Here is a 25,870-nt window from a genome sequence, read left to right as displayed (position 1 = left end):
TCTGGAGCAAAGATGGGAACTCTGATTAAGGAAGGCACCGTTGTCACGGCTGACCGCGTTGAAAAGGCAGATGTCCTGATTGACGGGGGCACTGTGTTGGAGGTACGCGCCAACATCGATCCTGCGGGGCATACGGTTGTGAACGCAGCGGGCCTTTTTGTTTTGCCCGGCGGAATCGACGCACACACTCATATGGATATGCCGTTTGGGGGGACTGTGTCTGCGGATGACTTCCTCACCGGGACGCGGGCAGCGGCGATTGGCGGGACAACTACGATCGTGGATTTCGCGATCCAGGCCAAGGGAACGCGCATGCGGGACGCGCTCGATATTTGGAGAGCGAAAGCCGAGGGCAAAGCCTGTATCGACTACGGGCTGCATATGATCGTGACCGATCTTGGCTCCGACAACGGCAAGCAGGGGCTGCACGATATGGATGATATGGTGCGGGAGGGTGTCGCCAGCTTCAAGCTCTTTATGGCTTATCCGAATGTGCTGATGGTAGATGACGGAACGATCTTCAAGGCTCTGCGGCAGACGGCTAAGAACGGTGCGCTGGTGTGTATGCATGCTGAGAATGGAAGCGCGATTGATGTAATCGTCCAACATGCACTTGCGGAGGGGAGAACGGCACCGATCCACCATGCGCTGACGCGGCCTACAAAGGCAGAGGCTGAGGCGGTACATCGCTCGATTGCGCTGGCGGAGATGGCTGGAGTCCCCATCTATATTGTTCATCTTTCGAGTGAAGACGCGCTGAACCAGGTTCGCGAGGCGCGGGATCGTGGGGTTCCGGCATTTGCAGAAACTTGCCCGCAATATCTTTTGCTGTCGATTGAAGACCAGATGCCTGGAAAGAGCTTTGAGGAGGCAAAGTATGTCTTCACTCCGCCATTGCGGCAAAAGAAAAATCAACCGAAGCTGTGGGACGGACTGGTCACAGATAACTTGCAGGTGGTTTCGACCGATCACTGCCCGTTCTGCTTTGCCGACCAGAAGCAGCTAGGGAAAGATGATTTCAGCAAAATTCCCAATGGCGGGCCAGGCGTGGAGAATCGGATGCAGCTGCTGTATCACTTCGGTGTGAATGCGGGGAAAATTTCGTTGCAGCGGTTCGTCGAGATTACATCTACTGCGCCGGCGCGGATCTTCGGGATGTATCCGAAGAAAGGAACGATTGCCGCGGGTTCGGATGCGGATATTGTGCTTTGGGATCCGGATGCTGAGCATGTGATCTCCGCTGCAACACACAATATGCGTTGTGATTTTTCGTTGTTCGAAGGGTGGAAGGTGAAGGGCAATGCGCGACAGGTTTACTCGCGTGGGGAACTTGTTGCCGATGGGGGACGGTATGTTGCCACGGTTGGTCGCGGTCAGTATCTGCGGCGAGAGGCGAGGGGAGGAGCGTGGCAGTGAGTTCGATCACGTCTGGAGTCGTTGATCAGTCTTCCGCGATGCTGGCCGCGGATTATGACTCGCGGCTCTATAACAATGATCTTGCTCCCACTGTCGCCGCGCAACGCACCTGGGGTACTTACAACTACATCGCACTGTGGTTTTCGATGTCGATGGAGGTGACGACGTACATGCTCGCGTCTTCGCTGATCGCGGGCGGTATGAATTGGAAGCAGGCGATTCTGACGATCCTTTTGGGGAATCTGATCGTGCTGGTGCCGATGCTTCTGAATGCGCATGCCGGGGCAAAGTATGGCATTCCCTTCCCTGTGTTTGTGCGTGCGAGCTTTGGCACGCGGGGGGCGAATCTGCCTGCCATGTTGCGGGCCTTCGTGGCTTGTGGATGGTTCGGGATTCAGTCGTGGCTTGGGGGACAGGCAATTGCCGCGATGATCGCTGTGCTGTGGCCTGCGACCGCACATGCGCCTTCTGTGCTGTGGGCAAGTTTTCTTGGGTTCTGGCTTCTGAATATGTATGTTGTGTGGCGGGGCGTTGAGTCAATTCGGTTTCTGCAGAGTTTTTCCGCGCCATTCATGCTTGTGATGTCGCTGACGCTTCTCTTCTGGATGCTGCATAAGGCGGGCGGATTTGGACCTATGCTATCGGCACCGAGCCACTTTCACACGACGGGCAGTTTTCTTCGCTTCTTCTTTCCATCGCTGACGGCGATGGTCGGGTATTGGGCTACGCTGTCGCTGAATATTCCGGACTTTACGCGTTACGCCAAGTCGCAGGATTCTCAGATTGTTGGGCAAGCGTTTGGCCTACCAGTCGCGATGGTGCTTTATTCTTTCATCGGGATCGCTTGCACTTCAGCGTCGGAGGTTATTTTTGGTGAGCCGGTTTGGTCGCCGATCACTTTGCTTGGACGCTTCCATCAACCGTTAGCCGCATTGCTGGCGCTGGTCGCGTTGTTGATTGCGACGCTGAATGTGAATATTGGCGCGAATGTGGTTTCGCCTTCAAATGACTTCTCGAATCTTGCTCCGGGGTTGATCAGTTTTCGCACAGGTGGATTAATTACGGGATTTTTGGGTCTCGCGATGATGCCGTGGAAGTTGATGAGCAGCTTTGGCAGCTATATCTTTGGGTGGCTCATCGGCTATTCAGGACTGCTGGGGCCTGTTGCAGGCATTATGGTGGCGGATTATTTTTTGATTCGGGGTACGCGGCTGGATACCGTCTCCCTGTACCGACGCGGAGGCCCCTATGAATACACGCGCGGCGTGAATCCCAGGGCAATCATTGCGCTGGCCGCGGGCGTGGTCGTAGCGTTGATTGGGCTCGCAGTTCCGTCTTTGCGATTACTCTACGATTACGCATGGTTCGTTGGTTTTTTTGTTGCTGCGACCAGCTACTATTTCCTGATGCTGCGATACCGGCCAGTTACTCCACATTCGCCGAATTCGTGACACACGCAACGCCACAAGAATAGGATGGCACTCATGAGCCCCATCGATCTAGTCGAGCCACAGAACTCCAATAAGTCAGAGCCGCTTACCAGCCAACAGGTTGTCGATCTTACGCGGCAGCATAACTACGGCACGTGGCGATTTCAAAAGGGATGGAACCCGATGCACATCGTCGACGCTGAGGGTTGCTATATCGTCGACGGATCGGGAAAGCGGTACCTGGACTTTTCGTCGCAATTGATGTGCTCGAACCTCGGCCACAAAAATCAGGCTGTTGTTGATGCGATTTCCCGACAGGCGCAGCAGTTGAGCTATGCGATGCCGGGGTACGCGACTACGGCGCGCGCGGAGCTGTCTCAGATTCTTCTGGAAGTTCTTCCCGGGGGATCAATAAATTTTTCTTTACTACGTCTGGTACCGAGGCGAATGAGGCGGCGTTCAAGATTGCTCGCATGTACACCGGCAAGTCGAAGATCATCGCACGGTACCGCTCTTATCATGGTTCAACTGCCGGCTCTATCGCGGCTACCGGAGATCCGCGACGGTGGGCTATGGAACCGGGTGGCAAAGGGCCGGGGATTCTCTTCGCGCCGGAGGTTCACTGTTACAAATGTCCGATCAAACACACGTATCCGGGCTGCGGTATCGCCTGCGCTGACTACATCGAACATATGATTCGTAACGAATCGGATGTGGCGGCTGTTCTGGTGGAACCGATCGTTGGAACCAATGGGGTGATCGTTCCTCCGGAAGAGTACATGCCTAAGCTTCGCAAAATTTGCGATGAGTTCGGCGTTTTGTTGATTGCGGATGAGGTGATGACGGGATGGGGGCGCACCGGCGAGTGGTTTGCGATGAATCACTGGGGAGTCGTTCCGGATATTCTGGTGACGGCCAAGGGAATTACTTCGGCCTATGTTCCTTTGGGGCTCTGCGCGACGAGTGAAAAGATCGCTGAGTACTTTCAGGATCATTACTTCGCCCATGGTCATACTTACGAGGCGCATCCGCTTACGCTTGCGCCGGCGGTCGCTACGATTCGTGAGATGCAGCGTCTTGGACTTGTGGAACGGGCGCGGGAACTTGCGCCTTATGTCGAAGGCAAGCTTAGAGAGTTGAAGGCTAAACATGCCAGCATCGGTGACGTTCGCGGAAAAGGGCTTTTCTGGGCGGTCGATCTGGTGAAGGATCAGACTACGAAAGAGCCCTTCAACACGTATTCAGACAAGGTTTCCGGAAAGCCGTTGCTGGTGGATCAGATCGCCGCGAAGATACTGGCCGATGGAGTTACGATCCAGGCTTGGGTCTCGCATTTCGTGATTGCTCCGCCGCTGATTGTGACCAAGGAGCAGATTGATCACGGGATCTCAGTGCTCGATAAACATCTCGGGCTGGCAGATGCTGCTGTCGGGCAGTAAGGACAAGAGAACTTATCCCAGAGTCGGCATCGAGGTGTCTACCCCTTTGCGAATGCCTGTCGGCCAGCGAGCTGTGATCGTCTTCAGGCGCGTATAGAAGCGCACGCCCTCGGGTCCGTACATTGCATGATCGCCGAACAAGGAACGCTTCCACCCGCCGAAGCTGTGGAAGGCCATCGGCACAGGAATGGGGACGTTGATACCAACCATGCCAGCCTGGACTCGGTGCGCGAAGTCTCTCGCGGTGTCCCCGTCGCGTGTGAAGATAGAAGTGCCGTTGCCGTATTCGTGATCGTTGATCAGTTGCAGCGCAGTTTCAAAATCGCTGGCTCGCACGATGCCCAGCACGGGACCAAAGATTTCTTCACGATAGATCTTCATCTCCGGCTTGACGTGATCGAAGAGACAAGCGCCAAGGAAGAAGCCTTCGCCTTTTGCGAGGGCGTTCTCGCGGCCGTCGACGAGGAGTTCTGCTCCCTCGGACTGGCCGTGCTGCAGGTAGCCGGTTACTCGATCCAGATGCGTCTTTGTAACAAGCGGGCCAAGTTCTGCGCCTTCTTTCATGCCATCGCCCATCTGCAGGCCTTCGATGCGATGTTCGATCTTGTCGATTAGCTTGTCGGCAGTAGCGTTTCCTACCGTGACCGCAACTGAGATCGCCATGCATCGCTCGCCTGCCGATCCATAGGCTGCGCCGACAAGGGCGTCGGCGGCCTGGTCGAGGTCCGCGTCGGGCATGACAATCATGTGATTTTTAGCGCCGCCGAGGGCTTGGACGCGTTTGCCATGCTTCGTCCCTTCGCGGTAGACGTATTCGGCGATGGGAGTGGAACCCACAAAACTTATTGCCTGCACCGTGGGGTGGGAGAGGAGGGCATCGACCGCTGTTTTGTCGCCGTTGACGACGTTGAAGACACCGTCCGGCAGTCCCGCTTCTTTGAGCATATCCGCGAGGAGCAGCGATGCGCTTGGGTCGCGCTCGCTCGGTTTCAGGACGAAGGTGTTGCCGCATGCCAAGGCTATGGGGAACATCCACATGGGGACCATGGCCGGAAAGTTGAACGGCGTGATTCCCGCTACGACGCCGAGAGGTTGCCGCATGGACCAGCTGTCGATATCGGAGCCTACCTGCTCGGTGTATTCCCCTTTGAGCAACTGAGGGATGCCGGTCGCGAACTCGACCACTTCGAGGCCTCGGGTTGCCTCGCCTTTTGCATCTGAAAAGACCTTGCCGTGTTCGCTGGTGAGTAGCGCTGCCACTTCGTCGAGGCGCCGCTCGAAGATTTCGCGAAACCGGAAGAGGACGCGGGCCCTGCGGAGGGCCGGCTGGGCCGACCATGCCGGGAATGCCCGGGCAGCTGCGGTTACGGCGAGATTAACTTCAGCGCTGGTTGCTAGGGCGACCTTCGCCTGCACGCGGCCGGTTGCCGGGTTATACACGTCTCCGAACTGTCCGGAAGTTCCGCGCATAGTCTCACCGTTGACCCAGTGATGGACCTCTCGGAGTTGGCGTTCGGCGGATAGGGACGCGGGCAGAGTGGATGTGGCGGACATAGGCAGCCTCCTCTTGAGAGGACTATCCTACCAGCCGATTCGAGGGAACGCCGAATGTGTCTGTCGATAGGGCCGATCGGCTGTGAGCCTGAGCGGCTTAGAGGGTGTGGACGTTATTCGGGCCGCATTCATCGAATTTTTCGGGGATTGTGAAACGTCTATCGTTCTCGGATCACAATCTGAATGTCATCCTGGCTGGAATCTCTTTGTCCTATTTTTCGACGCTGTTCTGCCTTGGTTCACTCGTTTCGCTGCGAATGCCTCCGACCCTCAGACCTGAGAGGTTCCGGGGTCGGCGGGTACGCAAATACCGGTAGATGGTCCGAGATCGGGCTACCTATCTCGTATGACTCGGCATTTTGTCGGGGCAAACAGCACTTCGAATGAGGTACTAAGGTTTGGAGCGATGGTAACGGAGGATTGCCGCGACGGTTCGTAACAAGCTCTTCCTACAGTGTAAACTTGGGCGCAGTATAGCCGCCTGGGGAGAGAGAACTTGCAATTTTTTGCGTTCGACGCGGCGTATCTTGAGAAACTCCGATCCGGAGACGCCCGCACCGAGGAGCATTTTGTCAGCTACTTCGGAGAACTGATCCAACTTAAGCTGCGTTCTCGATTGAGCTCCAGAGAAGCCATCGAAGACGTCAGGCAGGAGACATTTGTACGAGTGTTGGGACTGGTTCGCTCGCCGAAAGGTCTCAGAGAACCCGATCGCCTGGGAGCATTTGTAAATTCGGTTTGCAACCACGTGTTGTTGGAGCATTACCGGTCCAAGAACAAAACCGAGTCGTTCCTGGACAGCGATGCGGAAGCGACGTTAGTGAATCATGATCCAAGTGCGCTCAGCCTTCTTGAGACAAAGGATGCGCAACGGATCGTTCACCAAATTCTTAAGGAATTGACTGACCGAGATCGTATGCTGCTGCAATCCGTGCTGCTTGAGGAGCGCGACAAGGATGAAGTGTGCAACGAGTTTGGTATCACCCGTGATTATCTGAGAGTGTTGGTGCATCGCGCGAAACAGTCTTTTAAGACGTTCTATATAAGTCGGTTAGGCGACAGCCGGATGAATTGAGAAAGAATAGTGACACGATTCCCTGTCGGAAACACTATCGACTTGAGGCATCTTTCTCGTAAATCATTTCGAAGCCGCACAGAGCAGAGGGGTAAAGAAGTGTTTACTGGGCGAGATGCCTCCCCCCGAACGTGATGCGTTTGAAGAACACTTCATTGACTGTCCGGAGTGCGCAGCCGCTCTTCGCGTGACGTTCTGGCAGCGGCGAAGCAGGAACCAAGTCTGTTTCTAGATCGAAGCCAGCGCCGAACCCGAGAAGAGGTCTATGCGTTCCGACGGAGTCAGTCGAAAGTCTATATATATTGGGCTGCATTTCAGCGCTACGCCGGTTCGTGAGAAGATGATCCGCCTCTTGAGGAGGCTCGACCGAATCTGTTAATTTAGCCACGCTCAAATAATTTCTGAGAGCGGTTGAAACGAGTGTGGCGCGACCATCACTACGTAACGTGCGTGCCCAGATATGCGATGGGAGAGTCGATGACCACACTGGTACAACTCTCTCCAGCCGATAAATCTTTAGGTAAGCATGAACTGCTTCCCTTCAAAGCAGTGTAGATTGATCTCGAGTTCCAGCCAGTTGAGCTCTTGGGCTGGTGATGCCTGCGAGAGGTGACGGGAGACATCACCTCCGCAGGTTTCTCACCATCAATCTGTTGGAGCAGCCTCCATCGGCGCGAAAGCGTCTTCTGGATCACTTAGAATTCGGCCAACCCATGAAAGTCAGGAGCCTTCGTAAAGCTGATGGCTCTTGAAGGTTATGATGGGTGGACTTTCGAGTTCAGCCAGACTGAGGAGGCAATCTATGAACGCACCATCGTTGAAGGTCGCGGCCGGCTTAGTTGTCCTATCCTGCAGCGTTGTTGCATCGGCGACCGATTTAACGATCCACTTGAACAGTTCGGAACCGATATCGCGGAAGACTGTGAGGTACCAGTGTGACGTCCAGGGAAGCAAGATGGGGCTGCCTGCGGAGGTCTTTTCGGTTGAATATGTGAATGGGGCGGGAAACAGTCTTGCAGTTGTTCCCGTTGGAGGGCATTCGCTGATCTTTGCGAACGTAATGTCGGGCTCAGGGGCACGATATGCGGCTTTGCAATATATTTGGTGGGATGCGGGAGGCCGAGGAGTTAGTTTTTCGTCGGATTCTATCGCGGGCAATTTGACCTCTCAATGTCACCGTGTTGAGTAATCTCCATCACGCTGCGCATTCGGATTCCCTATTCGTCTCCCGCGATTCCACATCTTTCTGGAAGAATATGTAGGCGCGTTAGTGACTTCGACGGCAAGTACAGCCATGTCGATGACTACGTGCGTGCGCCGCAAGTGTCGATCGGATGAAAAGCAATCTTGTCGGTCTAAATACCTCCAACCGCCGCACTGTAGTATTTCTGCAAGAATCAAATCTGATGTTCGATGTACAAAGTGAATATGTTCTCGAGATAGCTCCTGATCGTCCACTATGCACTTGTGTGAAGAGAGACCTCTTTTATGAATTTTGAAGAGACCGAAGCCGCTGCGGCAAATTCCGAAGATGGAGTTCCAGGATGGAGGTTTGCCGTCGCGGCCGGCATCCTCGGTTGGGTTCTCGACGCTTTCGATTTTTTTGTTGTTGTCTTTCTCATATCGGAGCTGATGGGGAAGTTTCACGTAGGGAAGGCAGCGATTGTGTGGAGCATGACACTTACGCTGGCCATGCGACCGATAGGGGCTCTATTTTTCGGAGCTCTGGCCGATAAGTTTGGACGAAAGAAGCCGCTTATTGCTTGTGTTCTGTACTTTTCGACCGTGACCGTGCTGAGCGGTCTTGCGCCGACCTACTGGATCTTTCTGGCGATGCGACTGCTGTACGGCCTGGGGATGGGCGGGTATTGGGGTATTGGCGCTTCTTATGCGATGGAGAGTGCGCCTCGGCACAGGCGCGGTATTCTTTCTGGGCTGATGCAAGGCGGTTATCCTTTCGGATACCTGATGGCAGCGATTGGAATGCAGACCATTGCTCCGGCGTTTGGCTGGCAGACGATGTTCTTTGTTGGAGTTGGAGTAACTCTCGTTATTGTGGCGCTGGCCGCATTCGCGCCTGAATCAGCGGCGTGGCGAATGCATCGGACGCCGTCACTCGGGAAGATCTTCGGCACACTGTTTCAACATATGGGCGTCTTTGGATATCTTCTGCTGCTGATGACGGCAATCACATGCCTCTCTCATGGGACTCAAGATCTTTATCCTGACTTCCTGAAGACGCTGCCCTGGATGAATGGCGCAACCGTGCTGGGGATGAAAGCGACGCTAGGAATTCCGGTGATTTACAACGTCGGGGCGATCATTGGAGCGGTTGTGGTGGGGGCGATGTCGGAACGAATTGGGCGGCGATATGCCGTGATCGCTGCACTTGGTGTGTGTCTGCTTGCAATGCCGATGTGGGCATTCGGTGGTTCGGTGCTGGCAATTGTGGTTGGATCGTACCTGATGCAGAGCGGGGTGCAAGGCGCGTTTGGAGTGATTCCGGCTCACTTGAACGAGTTGGCGCCGGATGCGATTCGTGGGCTGTTTCCTGGATTTGTGTATCAACTTGGCGTGTTGTTTGCTTCACCGGTGTTGCCGTTGCAGAATCTGCTGCGGGGCAAGTTCGGTTATCCGTGGGCGTTGTGTTCTTTTGAGACGCTGGTGATCGTCTCTCTACTGCTGATCTTCTGGTTCGGTCCGGAGAAGCGAGGCAGAAGCTTCCATCAGAGGGACCATGCAGAAGGTTTGCCGTCGAATGTCTCCGGCTCGGTTGCCGCCGCGGTGAAATAATTTTTCGGGGCACCTTTCGGGGGGTATTTTTGAAAAATGCGAGGGAACGACGTGGTGTTTTGATGGTCAAGTTGTGGTGAAATGCGTGGTAAAGATGGTCATTTAGCCGTCACATTTCAGGATGCGAAAAACACGCCACGGATTCCAAATTTATTTTTAGCAGAGTGGTATTGGGAGTCGCCTGGTGCGAGCAAGACTCCCATGTCCGGATTCAAGCCGACTGCTGTAAAGGGGCATTCCGTCTGGGTGAGAAGACAGGAGGACAGACGTGGTGCAACGAAACGCCAGGCTGATCGGCATCGTGCTTTGCAGCGACGGTCGCCAAGCAGTTCAAACAAATTGAGTCAGATGATCCATCCATCTTCGGTCGATGGGGATGTGTTGCAGAGGCTTGCTCGGCCATGATGGTCTCCTCAGGGAAGGTTTGTGTCTGTTGTTGATGGATGACTGTTTTAGAAAAAGAGTTGCCTAGGGTCACCGGAACTCACCGCAGGTCTTGACTTGCGGTCGCTGCTCCAGGTGAGCGGCTTTGCTCAAAGGTCTTCGTGGGTTGGGTTAGACTTTCGGGCTTCGACTTTTAGCTGATCGTTGATGGTTGCAAGTCGTTCGTTTATAAGAGCGATCGACTCGGCCCACGTTTTGAAAGTGTCCGTCGTGTAGCCCGCATCGAAGCTTCGCGGGTGCGGTTCTTTCGCGGAGTGTCTGCGTTTGGCTTCTTCAAGCCTCTGCTGAAAGTACGCAAGCCGCTGTCTGAGATTTTCTTCGCTCATGCCAGTACTCAGTATATTTGATGCAGATCATTTGCATGCGAACGCGACTCTAAAATACATCGCACGGGAACGTACGTTTTGCAGCGGGTTCGGGGAAATCTTCTTCATAAAAATGAGGTAAGTTTTCGCGAGATTTTATTGCGGGCTGTGAAAAGCGTCTCTAGCATCGTCTTCACAGCGGAAGTATTCTGCCGGGCTCGATTTCGTGATTCGCACTTCTCCACCCCACAGGAACGAGGCGCGCTATGGTGAAGCAGACAACCAAAGAGCATGATCTGATAGTGGATGACGAGCGGACGAGCAATACGGTCGCTGCTCTCAAGCAAGGGATTCTGGACAATCTCTTCTATGTAGTCGGCAAGCGGGTCGAGGTCGCAACCGACCTGGATCACTTCACGGCTCTCGCGTATACCGTGCGGGACCGGATCCTAGCTCGTTGGCTTACGACCAGGGAAGACTATGCGAAGCACAATGTGCGCACGGTCTACTATCTCTCGGCCGAGTTTCTGATGGGTCCGTACCTTGCAAACAACCTGCTCAACCTCGGAATCGAAGATGTGATCCGGCAGGCGGTGGCCGAGCTTGATCTCGATCTCAACCATTTGATCGGGCGTGAGAGCGAGCCTGGGCTGGGAAACGGCGGCCTTGGGCGGCTTGCAGCGTGCTATCTCGACTCGCTGGCGACGCTGGGAGTGCCGGCGATGGGCTATGGCATTCGCTACGAGTTCGGCATGTTTCACCAGGCGATTCGTGATGGCTGGCAGGTGGAGATGACCGACTATTGGCTGCGCTATGGAAATCCGTGGGAGATTCGACGTCCGCAGGCGTGCGTTGAGGTGGGCTTTGGCGGCCACACACAATCGTGGGCCGATTCCTTCGGGGAGTACAAGGTGCTGTGGAGTCCCAATGAGATCGTAAAGGGAGTTCCGTTCGACACGCCGATTTTGGGATATCGCTCGGGGGTTGCGAATACGCTTCGACTGTGGAGGTCTGAAGCCAACGAATCGTTCTACTTCGACCGCTTTAACAGCGGCGACTACGAGGGTGCGGTCGGAGCCAAGGTCTTCGCCGAAAACATCTCCAAGGTGCTTTATCCGAATGACGAAGAGATCCGGGGTAAGGAGCTTCGTCTGCAGCAACAGTATTTCTTCACGTCATGTTCGCTGCAGGACATGATTCGGCGGCATGAAACCGCTGGTCACTCCCTTGAAAATTTTCATGAACAGTGCACGGTGCAGTTGAACGACACCCATCCATCGATTGGAGTCGCCGAACTGATGCGGCTGCTGGTAGATATCCATGGTTTCGATTGGGATAAGGCGTGGGAGATCACCTCGCACACTTTCAATTACACCAATCACACGCTTCTACCGGAGGCGCTGGAGCGTTGGCCCCTGCGGATCTTTGGGTTGCTGCTTCCCCGCCACCTGGAGCTTATCTACGAGATCAACGCACGCTTTCTGACGATCGTACGGGCGAAGTTCCCGAACGACGAGGCGCGAGTGGCCCGGATGTCTATCATCGACGAGCACGGTGAGAGATATGTTCGCATGGCCTATCTCGCGTGCGTTGGAAGCTCGCACATCAACGGCGTTGCAAAGTTACATACGGAGTTGCTGAAGAGCGACGTGCTTCACGACTTCTATGAGCTGTGGCCAGAGAAGTTTATCAACGTGACCAACGGAGTGACGCCCCGGCGGTGGCTTGCGGTCAGCAATCCTGAGCAGTCGGAGCTAATGACCAGTAAGATCGGCCTGGGGTGGATCGGCGACCTCGATCAACTCTCGCAGTTGGAGCGCTATGCCGAGGACTCCACGTTCCGCTCCGAGTGGCGAGGGGTGCAGCATGCGGTGAAGGTTCGACTCGCGCAGTACATTGCGGAAAAGACTGGGGTCTCGGTTGATCCCAGCTCGATGTTCGATGCGCAGGTGAAGCGGATTCACGAGTACAAGCGGCAACATCTGAACGTTCTTTACATCCTGACGCAGTACTACCGCCTGAAGAAAGATCCTACGCTGGAGATCTCACCTCGGACGTTCCTCTTCGGCGGAAAAGCCGCGCCGGGATACTTCATGGCGAAGTTGATTATCAAACTCATTACCTCGGTCGCCGAGGTGGTCAACAACGATCCCGAGGTGAACCGCCAGCTGAAAGTGGTTTTTCTTCCTGACTACAACGTCACCTTCGGCCAGCTGGTCTACCCTGCGGCAGATTTGAGTGAGCAGATCTCGACCGCGGGCAAAGAAGCTTCGGGCACCGGCAATATGAAGTTCGCGATGAATGGAGCTCTTACGATTGGGACTCTGGATGGCGCGAACATTGAGATTCGTGATGCCGTTGGGCACGAAAACTTCTTCCTCTTCGGACTGACCGCAGCAGAGGTTGCGGCGAGAAAAGCTGCTGGCTATCACCCTCACCAGATTTACGAATCAAATGGGGCACTGCGCGAGGTGATTGACGGTATCGGTTCGGGCCGGTTCTCACGCGGCGACGGCAGCCTCTTCCGTCCGCTGGTGGATAGTCTGCTCAACAGCGATCCATATCTCCTGTTCGCCGACTATCAGTCCTACGTTGACTGCCAGGATCGCGTCTGCAAGATGTATCGTGATCCGGAGGCATGGTCGAGGATGTCCATCTATAACGCTGCGCGCATGGGCCAGTTTTCTTCGGATCGATCAATTCGGGATTATTGCAAAGATATCTGGAACATTACACGGTTTGAGATCGGAGCAGGAGTTCCGGCAAGCAAATGAAAGAGCAGAGACCTGATGGCCTTTGATTGTGCATGGCCCCAGGTCTCTCACGTCGGGAGCTGCCTGCTCAACGTCAGCCTTTGAGGAAGGCCAGTACGTCGGCGTTAATCTCGTCCGCGTGTATTTGGCACATTCCGTGAGGATAGCCGGGATAGACCTTTAGCTTTGCATTCTTCACTATCTTGGCTGACATGAGTCCTGCAGCGCCGATCGGTACGATCTGATCGTCGTCTCCGTGGAGGATGAGAGTGGGGATGTCAATCTTCTTGAGGTCTTCGGTAAAGTCGGTCTCAGAGAATGCCTTGACCGTGTCGTACTGGCTCTTGACGGCCCCTTCCATGCCTTGAAGCCAGAAGTTGTCGCGAACTCCTTGGGAGATCTTTGCATTGGGTCGGTTATATCCATAGAACGGCAGCGAGAGATCTTTATAGAATTGCGATCGATCGGCAAGGACGCCGGCACGAATGCCATCGAAGACAGAGAGCGGCAGTCCGCCGGGGTTGCTGTCTGTTTTGAGCATCAACGGGGGGACGGCTCCGGCGAGGATTGCCTTCGACACACGCTTGGTTCCGTGACGTCCGAGATAGCGCGCCACCTCGCCGCCGCCGGTCGAGTGGCCCATTAGCACTGCTTCTTTGAGATCAAGTGCTTCGATCAACGCGGCGAGATCATCCGCGTAGGTGTTCATCTCATTGCCATCCCAAGGCTGACTGGAGCGTCCGTTGCCGCGTCGATCATGGGCGATGACGCGGTAGCCCTTTTGGCCGAAGAAGACCATTTGCGCGTCCCACGCATCCGCGGTGAGCGGCCAGCCATGTGAGAAGACGATTGGCTGACCTGTACCCCAATCCTTGTAATAGATCGTAGTGCCATCTTTGACGGTAATGGTATTCAATTGATCTTCTCCATGTTTCGGTTCGTGCGAGGTGAGCCTGCGCAGTTGTCGGTTATACAGCTTGAGCAGCCTTCAGACGAGGTCAACTCGACCGAGTTTGATTTGTGTCTGTGTGGCCTGTAGTAGTTAGATTCGCGTCGCTGCATAGCAGCTCACTACCGAGCCTCATTATTTCTACACACGTTGAGCGTGGAAACTTTAATTCGTGTTCGTGCGCTAGAGCTGTGTAGGAGGACGCACTCGGATCACGCCCAAAGAGCGAGATCTCTTCAGACGAACTCTACGGTCTCGAATGTCATGCGCAGGCGTTGGCTACGATGTGATTCGGAACTGAGACTTCCACTTCGGTGCCAGCTCCGGACCTACTCCATATGCTGAGCTGTGCGCCGATCCTTGCGGCTTGCTCACGCATTCCGAGGAGGCCCCAGTGCGAGCCCTTTCCTGAGCGCGCGATATGCGGGTCAATTCCGCGGCCGTTGTCACGGACGATGAGTCGCAATCTGCGAGACGAGTACTCAACCTCGGCTTCTATGAGGGTCGCTTCGGAGTGCTGCAACGCATTGACCAGCGCTTCCCGGCCAATCGAAGTGATCTGCTTCAGGATCGCGGGTCGTAATGATTTTGGCTTTCCTGTCACGGAGATTTCGCAACGAACCCCGGCGGGCGAGAGGTCTCTCAAAACTCCGGAGAGCGACTGTTCGATGGTGGTGGGCTCAAGGGAGTGTCTGTCGAAAGGATCTACAGAATTTGTTTCAAGAGACTCGTCTAGCAGCATGGAGGCACCGGGGAAACTCTGGTTTAAGGTGTCGTGAAACTTGCGTACGATGTGCGCTTGCTCACTCTGCCGTTCTTCGCGGCTGAGATGATTGTGATCGAGAAGACAGAATAGGCTTTGAAACAGCTGCTTGATCGACGAGACCACATCGCGGGCGGAGGCGGTCTCGACGGCTGGACCAGACATGGATTGCTCAACGCTAAGGTTCATTGCTCCCCCTCCCTGTTTCAATCCACTCGCGGACGTACGACGGGCAGTTTTTTATGACTACTCCGTGAGCTTCGCAGACGGCAAAGAACTTTATGGCTTCTCGGTCCACTAGCTTCACGTCTCCTAAATCAAGCGCTATGGGTGTTGGATTGGCCCCGAGCTCGACTTTGAGGAGTTTCTGCAGCTCCGATAACTGCTCCTCCTCGATTCGGCCACTTAAAACGAAGGTCACGAAATCCTTGTCCTCGGATCTTCGAATCTTGAACATTTGCGGATTACTGTGCAATCGCGCGACCATTTGTAAGTTGCTGATGGATCATGGTTTGGTCCCTACAAAGCTCACGAATTTCGGGAATTCACGAAATTCGTGAACGCTGATGTCGAAAATGGAGCTGCTAGCTCGTTCGGAACCGGTACTTATTGATGTTGAGCGCTTTGATTTTGGAGTCGAGGGTTGAAGCTGGAACGCCAAGCCTGGATGCAGCGCCTGACGGGCCCGACACTCGGCCCTGGGCTTCGGCGAGCGCGGCCTCGATTGCTTTCTTCTCTTGAGAAGGGGGGAGCTTGAGGTGCGTTGGACTGGTTCGATCGGGTGAATCAAACCCTCCGGTGAGCCAGCTTTCATCAACGACAAAAGTTTCCGATTCACAAAGGATCACGGAACGTTCGACAACATTTTGCAGCTCGCGAATATTGCCGGGCCATGCGTATTGCTTAAGTCGGTCAAGTGTCGGCTTCTCTACGCTGTGAATTTTTTTTCCCGTCTTACTGGAGTAGCGATCGATAAAGTACTCGACCAGAAGAGGGATATCTTCCCTTCTCTCCCGCAAGGCCGGCATCTCGATGGGGAAGACGTTGAAGCGATAGTACAGATCTTCGCGAAATGTGCCAGCGTCGATGGAGGCTTGCAGATCGCGGTTGGTAGCGGCAATGACGCGCACGTTCGCACTGATGACCTTGGTGCCACCAACACGCTCAAACTCACGTTCCTGCAGAACCCGCAGGAGAGCGATCTGGGTCTCGGGCGGAAGCTCCCCGATTTCGTCGAGAAAGAGTGTGCCTCCTTCGGCTAACTCGAATCGGCCCAAACGGCGTTGCGTGGCGCCTGTAAAGGCTCCCTTCTCATGGCCGAACAACTCCGATGAGATAAGAGAGGCGGGGATTGCGGCACAGTTGACACTCACGAAGGCGCGGGCTGCGCGCTGGGAGCGTTTGTGGATCGCGCGCGCAATCAGCTCTTTGCCGGTACCGGTCTCGCCGGTAATCAACACGGTAGAATCGGTCGGCGCTACCTTGGTGACACGTGCGAGCACGGTCCGCAAAGCTGGTGATTCGCCTACGATCTCCTCAAACATCGAGGTTCGGACGATTTCTTCGCGGAGGGCGATGTTCTCTTTGTAGAGCAGATCTCTCAGAGCTTTTATTTCTTGAAAGGCGGTCTCCAGCGCTGCTCTTGCCTCGTGTTGTTCGGTCACGTCCACCGCAGTGCCGACATATTCACAGAAGTTTCCGGATCGATCAAAGACAGGATGACCCACAGAGTGGACGTATCTAGTTTTTCCGCTCGGCAGAACGACTCGGTACTCGAGATCGAGATGTGGTTGTTGATGAGTAATGGCTGCATCGAAAGCTCTGCTGTAGTTTTCCCGGTCGTCCGGATGAACGCGCTCAAAAAACTTTTCGTGTGGCGGCACTCCTTCTTTTGGGTCGAAGCCCAATAGCCGGAAGTTCTCTTGTGACCAGTGAATCCCCCGCCTGGTGGCCACGTCGAATGCCCAACTCCCGGTACGAGTCAGCCTTTGCGCGTCTGTCAGATAAGCTTCGCTCCGTCGCAGCGCATCCTCGGCTCGTTTAGCGTCTGTGACGTCAGTGACGGCGCCGACGATTTGCAATCCTTCCGGTTCGTCGCCTCTGACGATGCGTGCGACAACACGAACGTACTTTACCGATCCATCGCCCGCAATGAGCCGATGCTCGACGTCAAAGTCGCCCTGGTCGACTGAGGCATGATCGAAGACATGGTTGAGCCGGTCGCGATCGGCGGGATGGGTTCGCTCAATCACCAGCTCGACGGTTGGCGTGATCCCCGGATCGCATTCGAAGATCCGGTACGTTTCCGCGGACCAAAAGACTTCTCCAGTCGACAGATTCCGACCAAAACTACCTGTTCGGCTCAGGCGCTGTGCCTCTGCCAAGAAAGTCTCACTTCGGCGCAACGCTTTTTCCGTTTGTCTGCGTTCGGCCCTGCCGCTTGCTTCACGCAGAGCACGAAACAGGGACGGTGCGAGCCTCGACAGTCTGGTCTTGAGAACGTAGTCCGTGGCACCAATCTTCAGCGCTTCAATGGCGACTTCTTCACCAAGTGTTCCGGAGACAAAGATGAATGGCACTTCGGGCAAGATACTCATCGCAAGCCTCAGTGCTGAAAGTCCATCAAAGGAAGGAAGCGTGTAATCGGCAAGGATCAGATCGATTTCGCCCTTTTCCAGGGAGGCGCGGAACGCGGCCTCGTGATCGACCCTTGCCATCTCGCAGGTCAGGCCCTCTGCCTCGAGTGCCGCCTGAATTAGTTCTGTGTCGTTGGGGTCGTCCTCAAGGGAGAGAATCCGTAAAGAGGGAGGAGTGTTCACTTACTTACGCTCTCGGGCGGTGGAACGTTGATGACCGCCCAGAAGGCACCAAGTTCTTTGATGGCGTTGACGAACTGATGAAAGTCGACTGGCTTTACGACGTAAGCGTTGACGCCAAGTTTATAGCTGGTCACCAGATCCCTCTCCTCGTGAGAGGAGGTAAGCACTACGACAGGAATATACCTCAACTTCTCGTCGGCTTTAACTTGCTTCAACACCTCGAGTCCGTCTACTTTGGGCAGCTTCAGGTCCAGTAGAATGACCGCGGGATTCTCATTGGAACGCGCTGAAAATTTACCTCGGCAATGAAGATAATCGAGAGCCTCTTCGCCGTCTCGAGTGACAACCACTTCGTTGGCGAGGTTGTATTCCTCCAGAGCGGTCAAGGTAAGCTCGACATCATTGGAGTCGTCTTCGACCATCAAGATACGTCCCAGTTTTTGCATGTCATCTTCCTGATTTAGATTTTCGGTACTGAGAAATAGAAGGTCGCGCCTCGATCGACTGCACCTTCTGCCCGCACCTTGCCACCGTGACGGTGAATGATGCGCTGAACGGTTGCGAGACCTATGCCAGTACCTTCAAACGAATCCACGTGATGCAATCGCTGAACCACACCAAACAATTTATCTACGTATTTCATATCAAAACCTGCGCCATTGTCTCTTACGAATACCACGACTTCATCTTTATTTCCGTCGACGCAGCCGACCTCGATCTGTGCCCTGGGTTGAGGGCGCGTGAATTTCACGGCATTTGAAAGAAGATTGACGAGAACAAGCCTAAGCATCGAACGATCTCCATAACAAACGGGAAGTGTATCGATTTTCCAGACAATGCTTCGGCCGCTGGTCTCCGGCTGAACTTCGCTGAGAGCTTCCTTCACGAGCTGCTCCAGATTTACCGACGTCTTCTGCGCCTCCGTGCGTCCTATTCGCGAAAACGCGAGCAGATCATCGATGAGATTCCCCATTCTCTTCGCGGAGTCCAGAATCATCCGCAGGTATCGCAGCCCTTTGTCATCCAGTGCGGAAGATGCGTTCTTTTGAAGTAGCTCGGCGTATCCGGCCATGTGACGGAGAGGAGCACGTAGATCGTGGGAGACAGAATAAGCGAAGGCTTCCAGTTCTTTATTGCTGGCCTGCAAGTCGTTGGACCGTCTCTCGAGCTCGTAATTGAGACCGCGAATCTGCTCCTCGCGACGTTTGCGGTCGGTGATGTCGTTATTGGTCTCCATGATAGCGACGGGCCGATTGTCTTCGTCGCGTCGCAACGACCATCGGCTCGCCACGATCACCGCGGTTCCGTCGGCCTTTACGCGCCTGACCTCGCCCTCCCACCGCCCGGTTTGTAGTAGCTCTGCGCTGATGTCTTCGATCGAGATCGGGAAGACGGTCTGGAGAAGATCGTGAGAGCGTTTCGCAACTGCCTCGTACGGCGCCCAACCATACAGTTCCTCGGCGCCTCGATTCCAGTAAGTGATGACATGGTTCATGTCGCGGACGAAGATGCTGTCGTGGGTGAGATTCAGCAAGCTGGCCTGCTGGGTTCGCTCAACGACCTCGGCCTGCAGCTTGTCTTGAGTCTGGAGGAGATCTCGTTCAATTCTGCGCCGTACGGCACTGAACCGGGTAATTAATACGGCGAAAGAGATTAGAACCAAAATTTCCGGAATATCGGCGGGCGTCAATGAAAAGGCGTAAAGGGGAGGCGCAAAAAAATAATCGAAGCAAACACTTGAGAGCACAATGGCCAGTACAGACGGACCAACTCCGGCATGCCATGCGGTTAGAGCGATTGCGAATAACAGGAGCGGAAGTTCGACATCACGAAATTTGAAGTGTTGCAGCACAAGCGCTGGGATAACGGCGAGAGCAACGGAGATAACCGCAAGGCCGTAACGGTTAACAATTGGCAGGATTTTATGCGAATCAGAGTTCGACTGCGCCATCAGCTCGCCTCACTTTTATCGCCGGCGGAATTCGACGCACAAGTATACCGCCCAGATTTTATCTGGCGGTTTTCAGTACGAGGTGAGGTTTGGTATGGTGGTGCGTCGGGGCCCCGAATACATTTTTTGTTTTGGGAGGCGCTTATGAAGAAGGCTGCAGCGATCAGTTCTGTTCTGGATGTTCCCGGATTGCCGACTCGTCCCTTCGGGGAGACCGGATCGCCGTCTGTCACAGTTCCGGCTGGGAAACACCTGGTCGTAGAGACTGTGAGTGTTCAAGTGGATGTGACGCCGCTGGGGAGTCAGCTGGAGGCGTTCGTCAACTTCACCTGCGGAGGGAAGAGCGTTCAGCTGTTCGTCCCGCTAACCTTTGCCTACGGGCAGCCCTCAAATGGGTTCGACACTTATGTCGCGCTGCAGGCCGTGCGTTTGTACGTTGATCCTGGCACGGTTGTTTCCGTCACGACGTATAGCCCGACGGGCTCTACGGGTACGCTGTTCGTGACTGTCTCGGGTTATCTGATCTGATCTAAAAAGACCGTGTGCTTTACTGTGAGCCAAACTCAATCCGGGAAGACCGGGGATTCGTATCATTTCATAAATTGCTTTGCGGGAACGACTCAGGATGGGACTACGCGAGCATCATCCGTTGCCGGTTTTGGGGGAGTTTTTTTGGTAATTATTTTGGTCCGGTGAGTTTGTGGCGTTTTGCTGGGGTTTTGAGAAAAGTGGGTGTTTTGACGTGGTGTTTTGGTGGTGGGAGTGTGGTGTTTTGCGTGGCTAGTGTGGTGTTTTAGCAGTCACTTTTTTGGGTGGGAAAAATGTGACATGGTTTTGGGATTTATTTTTGGGGCTTCCCGTTTTGGGAAGTGGGGGGAGGGAAGCGGTAGCGGGAGTTCGTGGCCGAAGAGCGGTTCGCGCAGGGCGCGCGAATGCCCACTCATGCGATGAGACTGCATGAATGGGGCACCCGATGATATTGATCTCATCTGATGCATGGGCCACCGCCACTCAGTCTCGAGTTATCTGATAAATCAGATAGGATGCATCATCATCTCGTAGTGCGCACCATGCTTTGTATCAGCGAAGATTTTCTTAAAAACCCTGAAGTAATCATCGACTCCCGAATCCGCTGAACTGATATGAAGATCATCATGAATTGAATGTGAGCCATCGTGCATCCACGACAGGAGGCTTCTGACGAGGTATTTGTCTTGGCCATCGAAGAAGTCGTCGAGCTTCTCGACATCTATGCTTCCAAAATGCTTGAAATAAGTCTCAAGTATTCTTCTCATGGTGTTCTGCGTGGTCGGCTTGGAGGGGTCCAGACGACGCAGTTCCGCCCAAAGAAGTTCATACGAACTCTTTATCGGATTTGAGGAGTAAGATTCAATTTTGCTTGTGCTGCCGAGTTTTCTAACCACCCAATACTTGCATAGCCCTTGAAGTTTATAGGTCACCTCCTTGTGAAAATAAACGTTGTGGGTCAACACAAATATCTGCTTAATCGGATTGCTCCCCTCCCTGATTTCTTTAAACAGACTTCTAATTAGGGAGCTAACGACATAAAGAACATTGCTATCTAGACTAGACACAGGGTCATCAATGACCACAACTCGATCGTTTACTGTGCCGCTCTCGCTGTTGCTTCCTTTCAGTAGGCGATAGAAGTAGAGAAAAGTCACAAAACTTTTCTCCCCTTCACTTAGAGAGTCATTTACCGCCGTCCCGTCTTCTCTCACTAGCCTATAGAATCCATTTTTGTCAGCTTTAGCTAATGCAAAACCTGTAAATCCCCATCGGGTTAGGTCTGCATTAATGTCGGCTATAGTTGGCTCGATGCTTGTAGTTAGTTTTTCTAATTTTCTTATCTCATCTTCTATTTGAGCTTTTTCAGACGCTTTGTGCTTGATCTTTTGATCAATGCCAGCAATAGACTTCACGATATTGTTTGCTTGTTGCTCAAAACTAGCAAGCTCCTCTTTTATTTCATTGTCTAAAAGGTATTTCCAGATTTCATCTATGAGTCGAGCTTTCTCTGCATCGCGGTTTCTAACGAGGTCATTGTGGGCTTGTATCAAATTGATCGCCACCCCTGTAAGGATGGTGATCTTATTTACGACATCTTCTAAAGGAGTCAGAATAACTTTTTTGCTCGGCTCTTTCTTCTTACTGTCTAGAAGGGCAATATTTAGAGCCACGGTATAGTGAAAACTATCGATAAGCGGTCGAAGCTTATCTACTTCGAGTCCTCTAACCGGATTGTTCAGAAGCTCTTGATATCGTGCTTCTGTTTGATTAGCGATAATTTTGTAGTCTGAGCAGATTTGATCAATTGCTTGAGCATCCCGAATAAAGGCATCGTCAAAATAATCTTCGAGGCTCTTCCCAAGTGTCTCGGGGGGTTTCTGCTGGCAAAATGGGCAGAACTCGTCATTAACTTTATAAAAGCTGATGCCTTCCCGAACCCAGTCACTGTTGGAAAGCTTCTTTATCATTGCCGAGATATCAACATCGGCTTTGCCAACGATCACTCTTTGGAGTACAGGCGCCGCTTCTAATTCAATCAACCGTGTAGCGTCTGGAAGCGAAGGAAGGGCTTCGATACTAGAAGTTGTGTCAAATACTGAAAGCGCTTTTGTTTCGAGGTACTCAAGGCTTCTTAGTTGTGCCTTATTGTCTTTTTTCTCGGTGAGGAGTCTGTTTTTGAATTTTATGCGATCACTTCTAACACCAGCGAACGCTGCCTGGAGTTTCCTGTCATGCTTTACCTTTAGCTGCCAACACCTATCGGTGAATGCGGCGATTAAATTCCTCAATCGGCCGCTTTCGCCTTCCGATCCGTTTTCTCCATCTCTCGTTCTCAGAAGTTGGCCTATTTGCGACGAGAGGTTACCCGCGTCCTGAGACAAAGCGGCGATCTGGTTTAAGGTCTCAACTTTTTGCTGGCCGAGCGTGAAAATTCCTCTGATCTCAGATGATTGGACAAAGTTTTGGGCAACGAAATCTCGGTTGTAAACAAGAGTTTCTAACCGATTTGCTGCCTTCCAGCGAATTAGGCTATCGGGAAAAAGAAGGGGGTTTTGCATCAGGCGGGAGATGGTAGTTTTGCCTGAGCCATTACTGCCGTATAGAAAGTTGAATGTGGCAGCGGCTTCTAGTTTTTGAGGATCATTTAAACGATAGCTGGCTACATTGTGGACTTCAACGAATTCGATCACTCTGCGAACCTCTCTGCGACAGGAGTGTCTACTATATTACTGAAAGCACGAGGCCAGGCAGAAAGACTCAATGACTCTTTTGGACACTATCCAATGGTCATCTTGTCAGATTAGAGTTGGATGTCTGAGGCGAGACCTTATCTCGATGGCGGAGAATGGGGGATTCGAACCCCCGATAGAGCTTTCGCCCTATAACGGTTTAGCAAACCGCCGCCTTCAGCCACTCGGCCAACTCTCCGTCTGTGTTGCGGTGAGCATCGCGTGTCGGCGATGCCCGGCTTTGGCAATTATAGCTTGAGGCTGGGGGAGGAAGACAAGGTTCTGCTAAATGAGACTTGCGCACCCCCTCGGAAAGGCGCAGCAACAGCAGGTTCCCTTCGGGAATGACAACAAAAAAGACAAGCAACGGTAATCCTTTGCGGGACGACAACGAAACAGGCAGCACAGATCCGCTTTGGAGGTGACAACCAGAAAAGCATGGATTGGGTTGTGGTGGCTTCGGGTTCGCGGTGGGGCGGGAGTCGCTATATAAAGACTGAATGGCGCTGGGGCAGGTGGGCTTGGGAAGAGCGAGGACGGGCGGGGGGAAGATACGGCTGCTGCCGCTGATTGCGGCGACATATTTTATGGTGTCGGGTGGGCCGTATGGGCTGGAAGACATTATCGGCATGGCGGGGTATGGGCGAGCGCTGCTGCTCCTGCTGGTGATACCGGTGGTGTGGAGTCTGCCGACGAGTTTGATGGTTGGGGAGCTGGCGGCGGCGATGCCGGTAGAGGGTGGTTACTACTGCTGGGTGAGGCGAGCGCTAGGTAGATTCTGGGGGTTTCAAGAGGCGTGGTTGAGCCTGGCGGCGAGCGTCTTCGATATGGCGATCTACCCGGTGATCTTTGTGCTTTATCTGGGGAGGATTGAGCCGGCGTGGACGGCAGGGTATAGAGGCACAATGTGGGCGCTGGCGGTGGTGGTGCTGTGCATGGTTTGGAATCTGCGTGGGGCGAGGGCGGTGGGCGAGGGGTCGGTGGGGATGTTTTGCTTGCTGCTGTCGCCGTTTGTGGTGCTGACGGCGGTGGGGTTGTGGAAGGGGCTGGTGGCCGGGCATGGTTTGGGTGTGGCAGGTTCGGGGACACTGCGGGCTCCGAGTACGGGGGCGGATTTTGCGGGGGCGATTTCGGTGGCGCTGTGGAACTACATGGGGTGGGATAACGCTTCGACGGTGGCGCAGGAGGTGGAGGAGCCACAGAAAAATTACCCGAGAGCGATGTTGGCGGCGACCGGGCTGGTGGCGCTGACATATGTATTGCCGTTGGCGGCGGTGGCATTGGCAGGGATTCCAGCGGACAGATTTTCGACCGGCGCATGGGCGGATGCTGCGAGGGAGCTGGCCGGGCCGTGGCTGGCGCTGTGCGTTGTGCTGGGTGGGACGATTAACGGGTTTGGAATGTTCAACGCGTTGATGATGAGCTACACGCGGGTGCCGTATGCGCTGGCCGAAGAGGGGATGTTGCCGAAGGTGGTGGCGAGGAAAAATGCATGGGATGTGCCGTGGGTGAGTGTGGTGCTGTGTTCGGTGGGATGGGCGCTGGCGCTGAGACTGTCGTTTGAACGTCTGATCTCAATCGACCTGGTGCTGTATGGAGGGTCACTGATGCTGGAGTTTGTGGCGCTGGTAGTGCTGCGGGTGAAGGAGCCGGAGTTGGCGAGGCCGTTCAAGGTGCCGGGCGGCTTTTGGGGTGCGGTGGGGGTGGGCGTGGCGCCGGTGGGCTTGATCGCGTTTGCGTTGTGGGCGGCGCGAGGGGAGCGGGTGGCTGGGCTGCCGGCGCTGGGGTTCGCGGCGATTGTGGCGGCAGCAGGGCCGGTGGTTTATCTTGCGGCTCGCATGACGCGAAGGGGCCGCCCTGCGGCGACCCCTTCAGTGATGCGGTGATAACAACTACGAATTCTTTGGAACGGGCTTGGGGATGGGGTTGGCTTTGTTGTCGATGAAGCGCTGCTGGGCTTCGAGAACCTTGTTGCGTGCGAAGGAGGCATCGCGCCAGCCTTTGACTTCGACTCGCTTGCCTTCGAGATCCTTGTAGATGGCAAAGAAGTGCGTGATCTCGCGGAGCATGTGGGGATAGATCTCGGAGAAGTTCCAGACGTCTTTGTAGCGGGGATTGTCCTGACCGACGCAGAGGACCTTCTCGTCGCCGAGGCCCTGGTCGAGCATCTCGAGGACGCCGATGGGGCGGACCTGCATGACACAGCCGGAGAAGCTGGGGGTGTCGACGAGGACGAGGCAGTCGAGGGGGTCGCCGTCGTCGCCGAGGGTGCTGGGGATGAAGCCGTAGTCGCCGGGATAGTGGACGGGGGAGTAGAGGTTGCGGTCGAGACGGAAGACGTGGAGCTCTTTGTCGTACTCGTACTTGTTGACACCCTCGTAGGGGATCTCGATGACTGCGTTGATGACCTCGGGGCTGTTAGGCCCGACGGGGAGTTCCAGGTAGTTCGTCATAAAGGATGGTGTCTCTTCTCTTGTCCAATCGAAATTTTAGGCTTGGCTGACTTCATAGTTCGGTTGGCCCAGCTGCCTGGTGGAGGTTCGCTACCTCGATTGAGGGCGAAAGCTGCACCTTGTCTATAATCAGACAAGATGAAGGCTCATGTCTATGTAACGCTGAAACGAACGGTGCTGGATGCCCAGGGGCAGACAGTTGCAGATGCATTGCGGCGGATGGAATATCGCGGCGTTGCCGATGTACGGCAGGGGAAATATTTTCTGCTGACTCTGGAAGATGGACTGGAACAGAACGCAGCGCAGGCCGAGGTGGAGCGGATTGCGCGCGAGGTTCTGACAAACCCTGTAATTGAAGAGTTTACGTTTCGGCTGGAGGCCTAAGCGAAGGCTTCCTGTGCGGTACTCGGCGCTAATTTGGGGTGAATTTTTCGCGTGCCACGAACAGTTCAGACTACGTCGGTTC

Annotated in this window: 21 protein-coding genes, 1 tRNA gene and 1 pseudogene; 12 read left to right on the top strand and 11 right to left on the bottom strand. The window is 54.3% G+C overall.

Going from position 1 to position 25,870, the window contains the following annotated elements; translation table 11 throughout:
- The first annotated feature begins 12 nt into the window (after positions 1-12).
- The 4 genes and pseudogenes from hydA to RBB77_RS06295 all read left to right on the top strand — a co-directional run bounded on the left by hydA (position 13) and on the right by RBB77_RS06295 (position 4,285).
- Entirely contained in the window at positions 13-1,416 is a 1,404-nt protein-coding gene (hydA, locus tag RBB77_RS06310; protein WP_353065654.1) for a dihydropyrimidinase, read from the top strand.
- A complete protein-coding gene (locus RBB77_RS06305) occupies positions 1,413-2,867 on the top strand; it encodes an NCS1 family nucleobase:cation symporter-1 (RefSeq protein ID WP_353065652.1) in 1,455 nt (484 codons plus the stop codon). The genes hydA and RBB77_RS06305 overlap by 4 nt, the downstream gene beginning before the upstream one ends.
- Before the next feature lie 24 nt (positions 2,868-2,891).
- Positions 2,892-3,197, top strand: a pseudogene (locus RBB77_RS06300) (aminotransferase class III-fold pyridoxal phosphate-dependent enzyme); the annotation flags it as partial.
- A gap of 122 nt (positions 3,198-3,319) precedes the next feature.
- Positions 3,320-4,285 carry an aspartate aminotransferase family protein gene (locus RBB77_RS06295; protein ID WP_353065650.1) on the top strand — a complete coding sequence of 322 codons (966 nt, stop codon included), beginning with the start codon at positions 3,320-3,322 and terminating at the stop codon, positions 4,283-4,285.
- Between the two features lie 12 nt (positions 4,286-4,297).
- On the opposite strand, the gene RBB77_RS06290 is transcribed toward RBB77_RS06295, so the two are convergent.
- Positions 4,298-5,839: a CoA-acylating methylmalonate-semialdehyde dehydrogenase gene (locus RBB77_RS06290; RefSeq protein WP_353065648.1), complete on the bottom strand. Its 1,542-nt coding sequence runs from the start codon at positions 5,837-5,839 to the stop codon at positions 4,298-4,300.
- A 496-nt stretch (positions 5,840-6,335) separates the two neighbouring features.
- Between RBB77_RS06290 and RBB77_RS06285 the strand changes: the two genes are divergently transcribed.
- From RBB77_RS06285 to RBB77_RS06270, 4 genes are all read left to right on the top strand, one after another.
- The gene (locus RBB77_RS06285; RefSeq protein WP_353065646.1) at positions 6,336-6,914 is read left to right on the top strand and encodes an RNA polymerase sigma factor; all 579 of its coding nucleotides are present in this window, start codon (positions 6,336-6,338) and stop codon (positions 6,912-6,914) included.
- A gap of 49 nt (positions 6,915-6,963) precedes the next feature.
- The gene (locus tag RBB77_RS06280) at positions 6,964-7,146 is read left to right on the top strand and encodes a zf-HC2 domain-containing protein (RefSeq protein ID WP_353067587.1); all 183 of its coding nucleotides are present in this window, start codon (positions 6,964-6,966) and stop codon (positions 7,144-7,146) included.
- 525 nt (positions 7,147-7,671) lie between these two features.
- Positions 7,672-8,103 (top strand): MliC family protein, encoded by a 432-nt coding sequence (locus tag RBB77_RS06275; protein ID WP_353065644.1) that lies wholly within the window; start codon positions 7,672-7,674, stop codon positions 8,101-8,103.
- Positions 8,104-8,402: 299 nt separating this feature from the next.
- On the top strand, positions 8,403-9,707 hold the full coding sequence (locus RBB77_RS06270) for an MFS transporter (protein ID WP_353065642.1): 1,305 nt from the start codon (positions 8,403-8,405) through the stop codon (positions 9,705-9,707).
- 533 nt (positions 9,708-10,240) lie between these two features.
- Here the strand turns inward: RBB77_RS06270 and RBB77_RS06265 are convergent.
- Positions 10,241-10,477, bottom strand: a complete 237-nt coding sequence (locus RBB77_RS06265) for a hypothetical protein (RefSeq protein WP_353065641.1) — start codon at positions 10,475-10,477, stop codon at positions 10,241-10,243.
- A 245-nt stretch (positions 10,478-10,722) separates the two neighbouring features.
- On the opposite strand from RBB77_RS06265, the gene RBB77_RS06260 reads away from it, so the two are divergent.
- On the top strand, positions 10,723-13,230 hold the full coding sequence (locus RBB77_RS06260) for a glycogen/starch/alpha-glucan phosphorylase (protein WP_353065639.1): 2,508 nt from the start codon (positions 10,723-10,725) through the stop codon (positions 13,228-13,230).
- A 73-nt stretch (positions 13,231-13,303) separates the two neighbouring features.
- Here the strand turns inward: RBB77_RS06260 and RBB77_RS06255 are convergent, their stop codons facing one another.
- The 6 genes from RBB77_RS06255 to RBB77_RS06230 form a co-directional block, all read right to left on the bottom strand.
- On the bottom strand, positions 13,304-14,125 hold the full coding sequence (locus RBB77_RS06255) for an alpha/beta fold hydrolase (protein ID WP_353065637.1): 822 nt from the start codon (positions 14,123-14,125) through the stop codon (positions 13,304-13,306).
- Between the two features lie 295 nt (positions 14,126-14,420).
- Positions 14,421-15,110, bottom strand: a complete 690-nt coding sequence (locus tag RBB77_RS06250) for a sensor histidine kinase (RefSeq protein ID WP_353065635.1) — start codon at positions 15,108-15,110, stop codon at positions 14,421-14,423.
- The gene (locus tag RBB77_RS06245) at positions 15,100-15,378 is read right to left on the bottom strand and encodes a hypothetical protein (protein WP_353065634.1); all 279 of its coding nucleotides are present in this window, start codon (positions 15,376-15,378) and stop codon (positions 15,100-15,102) included. Before RBB77_RS06245 ends, RBB77_RS06250 begins: the two co-directional genes overlap by 11 nt.
- Positions 15,379-15,505: 127 nt before the next feature.
- Entirely contained in the window at positions 15,506-17,740 is a 2,235-nt protein-coding gene (locus tag RBB77_RS06240; protein WP_353065632.1) for a sigma 54-interacting transcriptional regulator, read from the bottom strand.
- On the bottom strand, positions 17,737-18,186 hold the full coding sequence (locus RBB77_RS06235; protein WP_353065630.1) for a response regulator: 450 nt from the start codon (positions 18,184-18,186) through the stop codon (positions 17,737-17,739). Before RBB77_RS06235 ends, RBB77_RS06240 begins: the two co-directional genes overlap by 4 nt.
- Before the next feature lie 14 nt (positions 18,187-18,200).
- Complete coding sequence (locus tag RBB77_RS06230) at positions 18,201-19,691, bottom strand: ATP-binding protein (RefSeq protein WP_353065628.1); 1,491 nt, start codon at positions 19,689-19,691, stop codon at positions 18,201-18,203.
- 144 nt (positions 19,692-19,835) lie between these two features.
- On the opposite strand from RBB77_RS06230, the gene RBB77_RS06225 reads away from it, so the two are divergent.
- Complete coding sequence (locus tag RBB77_RS06225) at positions 19,836-20,219, top strand: hypothetical protein (RefSeq protein WP_353065626.1); 384 nt, start codon at positions 19,836-19,838, stop codon at positions 20,217-20,219.
- A gap of 506 nt (positions 20,220-20,725) precedes the next feature.
- On the opposite strand, the gene RBB77_RS06220 is transcribed toward RBB77_RS06225, so the two are convergent.
- Positions 20,726-22,912 carry an AAA family ATPase gene (locus RBB77_RS06220; protein ID WP_353065624.1) on the bottom strand — a complete coding sequence of 729 codons (2,187 nt, stop codon included), beginning with the start codon at positions 22,910-22,912 and terminating at the stop codon, positions 20,726-20,728.
- Between the two features lie 146 nt (positions 22,913-23,058).
- Positions 23,059-23,150, bottom strand: a tRNA-Ser gene (locus RBB77_RS06215).
- A gap of 301 nt (positions 23,151-23,451) precedes the next feature.
- On the opposite strand from RBB77_RS06215, the gene RBB77_RS06210 reads away from it, so the two are divergent.
- The gene (locus RBB77_RS06210) at positions 23,452-24,837 is read left to right on the top strand and encodes an APC family permease (RefSeq protein ID WP_353065622.1); all 1,386 of its coding nucleotides are present in this window, start codon (positions 23,452-23,454) and stop codon (positions 24,835-24,837) included.
- Positions 24,838-24,843: 6 nt separating this feature from the next.
- Here RBB77_RS06210 and RBB77_RS06205 read toward each other — a convergent pair whose 3' ends face one another.
- Positions 24,844-25,404 carry an inorganic diphosphatase gene (locus RBB77_RS06205; RefSeq protein ID WP_353065620.1) on the bottom strand — a complete coding sequence of 187 codons (561 nt, stop codon included), beginning with the start codon at positions 25,402-25,404 and terminating at the stop codon, positions 24,844-24,846.
- 138 nt (positions 25,405-25,542) lie between these two features.
- Here RBB77_RS06205 and purS point away from each other — a divergent pair, with 138 nt between their 5' ends.
- On the top strand, positions 25,543-25,788 hold the full coding sequence (purS, locus tag RBB77_RS06200; RefSeq protein WP_020716583.1) for a phosphoribosylformylglycinamidine synthase subunit PurS: 246 nt from the start codon (positions 25,543-25,545) through the stop codon (positions 25,786-25,788).
- Positions 25,789-25,870: the final 82 nt, after the last annotated feature.

Origin of the sequence: Tunturibacter psychrotolerans (assembly GCF_040359615.1) — a bacterium.
GTDB classification, from domain to species: domain Bacteria; phylum Acidobacteriota; class Terriglobia; order Terriglobales; family Acidobacteriaceae; genus Edaphobacter; species Edaphobacter psychrotolerans.
This window is presented reverse-complemented; position numbering and strand designations above follow the sequence as displayed.

Excerpts from the sequence above, each read along its gene's own strand:
- RBB77_RS06245 (WP_353065634.1), bottom strand. The coding sequence starts at position 15,378 with ATGTTCAAGATTCGAAGATCCGAGGACAAGGATTTCGTGACCTTCGTT.
- RBB77_RS06235 (WP_353065630.1), bottom strand. The coding sequence starts at position 18,186 with ATGCAAAAACTGGGACGTATCTTGATGGTCGAAGACGACTCCAATGAT.
- RBB77_RS06250 (WP_353065635.1), bottom strand. The coding sequence starts at position 15,110 with ATGAACCTTAGCGTTGAGCAATCCATGTCTGGTCCAGCCGTCGAGACC.
- RBB77_RS06275 (WP_353065644.1), top strand. The coding sequence starts at position 7,672 with ATGATGGGTGGACTTTCGAGTTCAGCCAGACTGAGGAGGCAATCTATG.
- RBB77_RS06295 (WP_353065650.1), top strand. The coding sequence starts at position 3,320 with ATGTACACCGGCAAGTCGAAGATCATCGCACGGTACCGCTCTTATCAT.
- RBB77_RS06270 (WP_353065642.1), top strand. The coding sequence starts at position 8,403 with ATGAATTTTGAAGAGACCGAAGCCGCTGCGGCAAATTCCGAAGATGGA.
- RBB77_RS06265 (WP_353065641.1), bottom strand. The coding sequence starts at position 10,477 with ATGAGCGAAGAAAATCTCAGACAGCGGCTTGCGTACTTTCAGCAGAGG.
- RBB77_RS06260 (WP_353065639.1), top strand. The coding sequence starts at position 10,723 with ATGGTGAAGCAGACAACCAAAGAGCATGATCTGATAGTGGATGACGAG.
- RBB77_RS06205 (WP_353065620.1), bottom strand. The coding sequence starts at position 25,404 with ATGACGAACTACCTGGAACTCCCCGTCGGGCCTAACAGCCCCGAGGTC.
- hydA (WP_353065654.1), top strand. The coding sequence starts at position 13 with ATGGGAACTCTGATTAAGGAAGGCACCGTTGTCACGGCTGACCGCGTT.
- RBB77_RS06230 (WP_353065628.1), bottom strand. The coding sequence starts at position 19,691 with ATGGCGCAGTCGAACTCTGATTCGCATAAAATCCTGCCAATTGTTAAC.
- RBB77_RS06225 (WP_353065626.1), top strand. The coding sequence starts at position 19,836 with ATGAAGAAGGCTGCAGCGATCAGTTCTGTTCTGGATGTTCCCGGATTG.
- purS (WP_020716583.1), top strand. The coding sequence starts at position 25,543 with ATGAAGGCTCATGTCTATGTAACGCTGAAACGAACGGTGCTGGATGCC.
- RBB77_RS06290 (WP_353065648.1), bottom strand. The coding sequence starts at position 5,839 with ATGTCCGCCACATCCACTCTGCCCGCGTCCCTATCCGCCGAACGCCAA.
- RBB77_RS06210 (WP_353065622.1), top strand. The coding sequence starts at position 23,452 with ATGGCGCTGGGGCAGGTGGGCTTGGGAAGAGCGAGGACGGGCGGGGGG.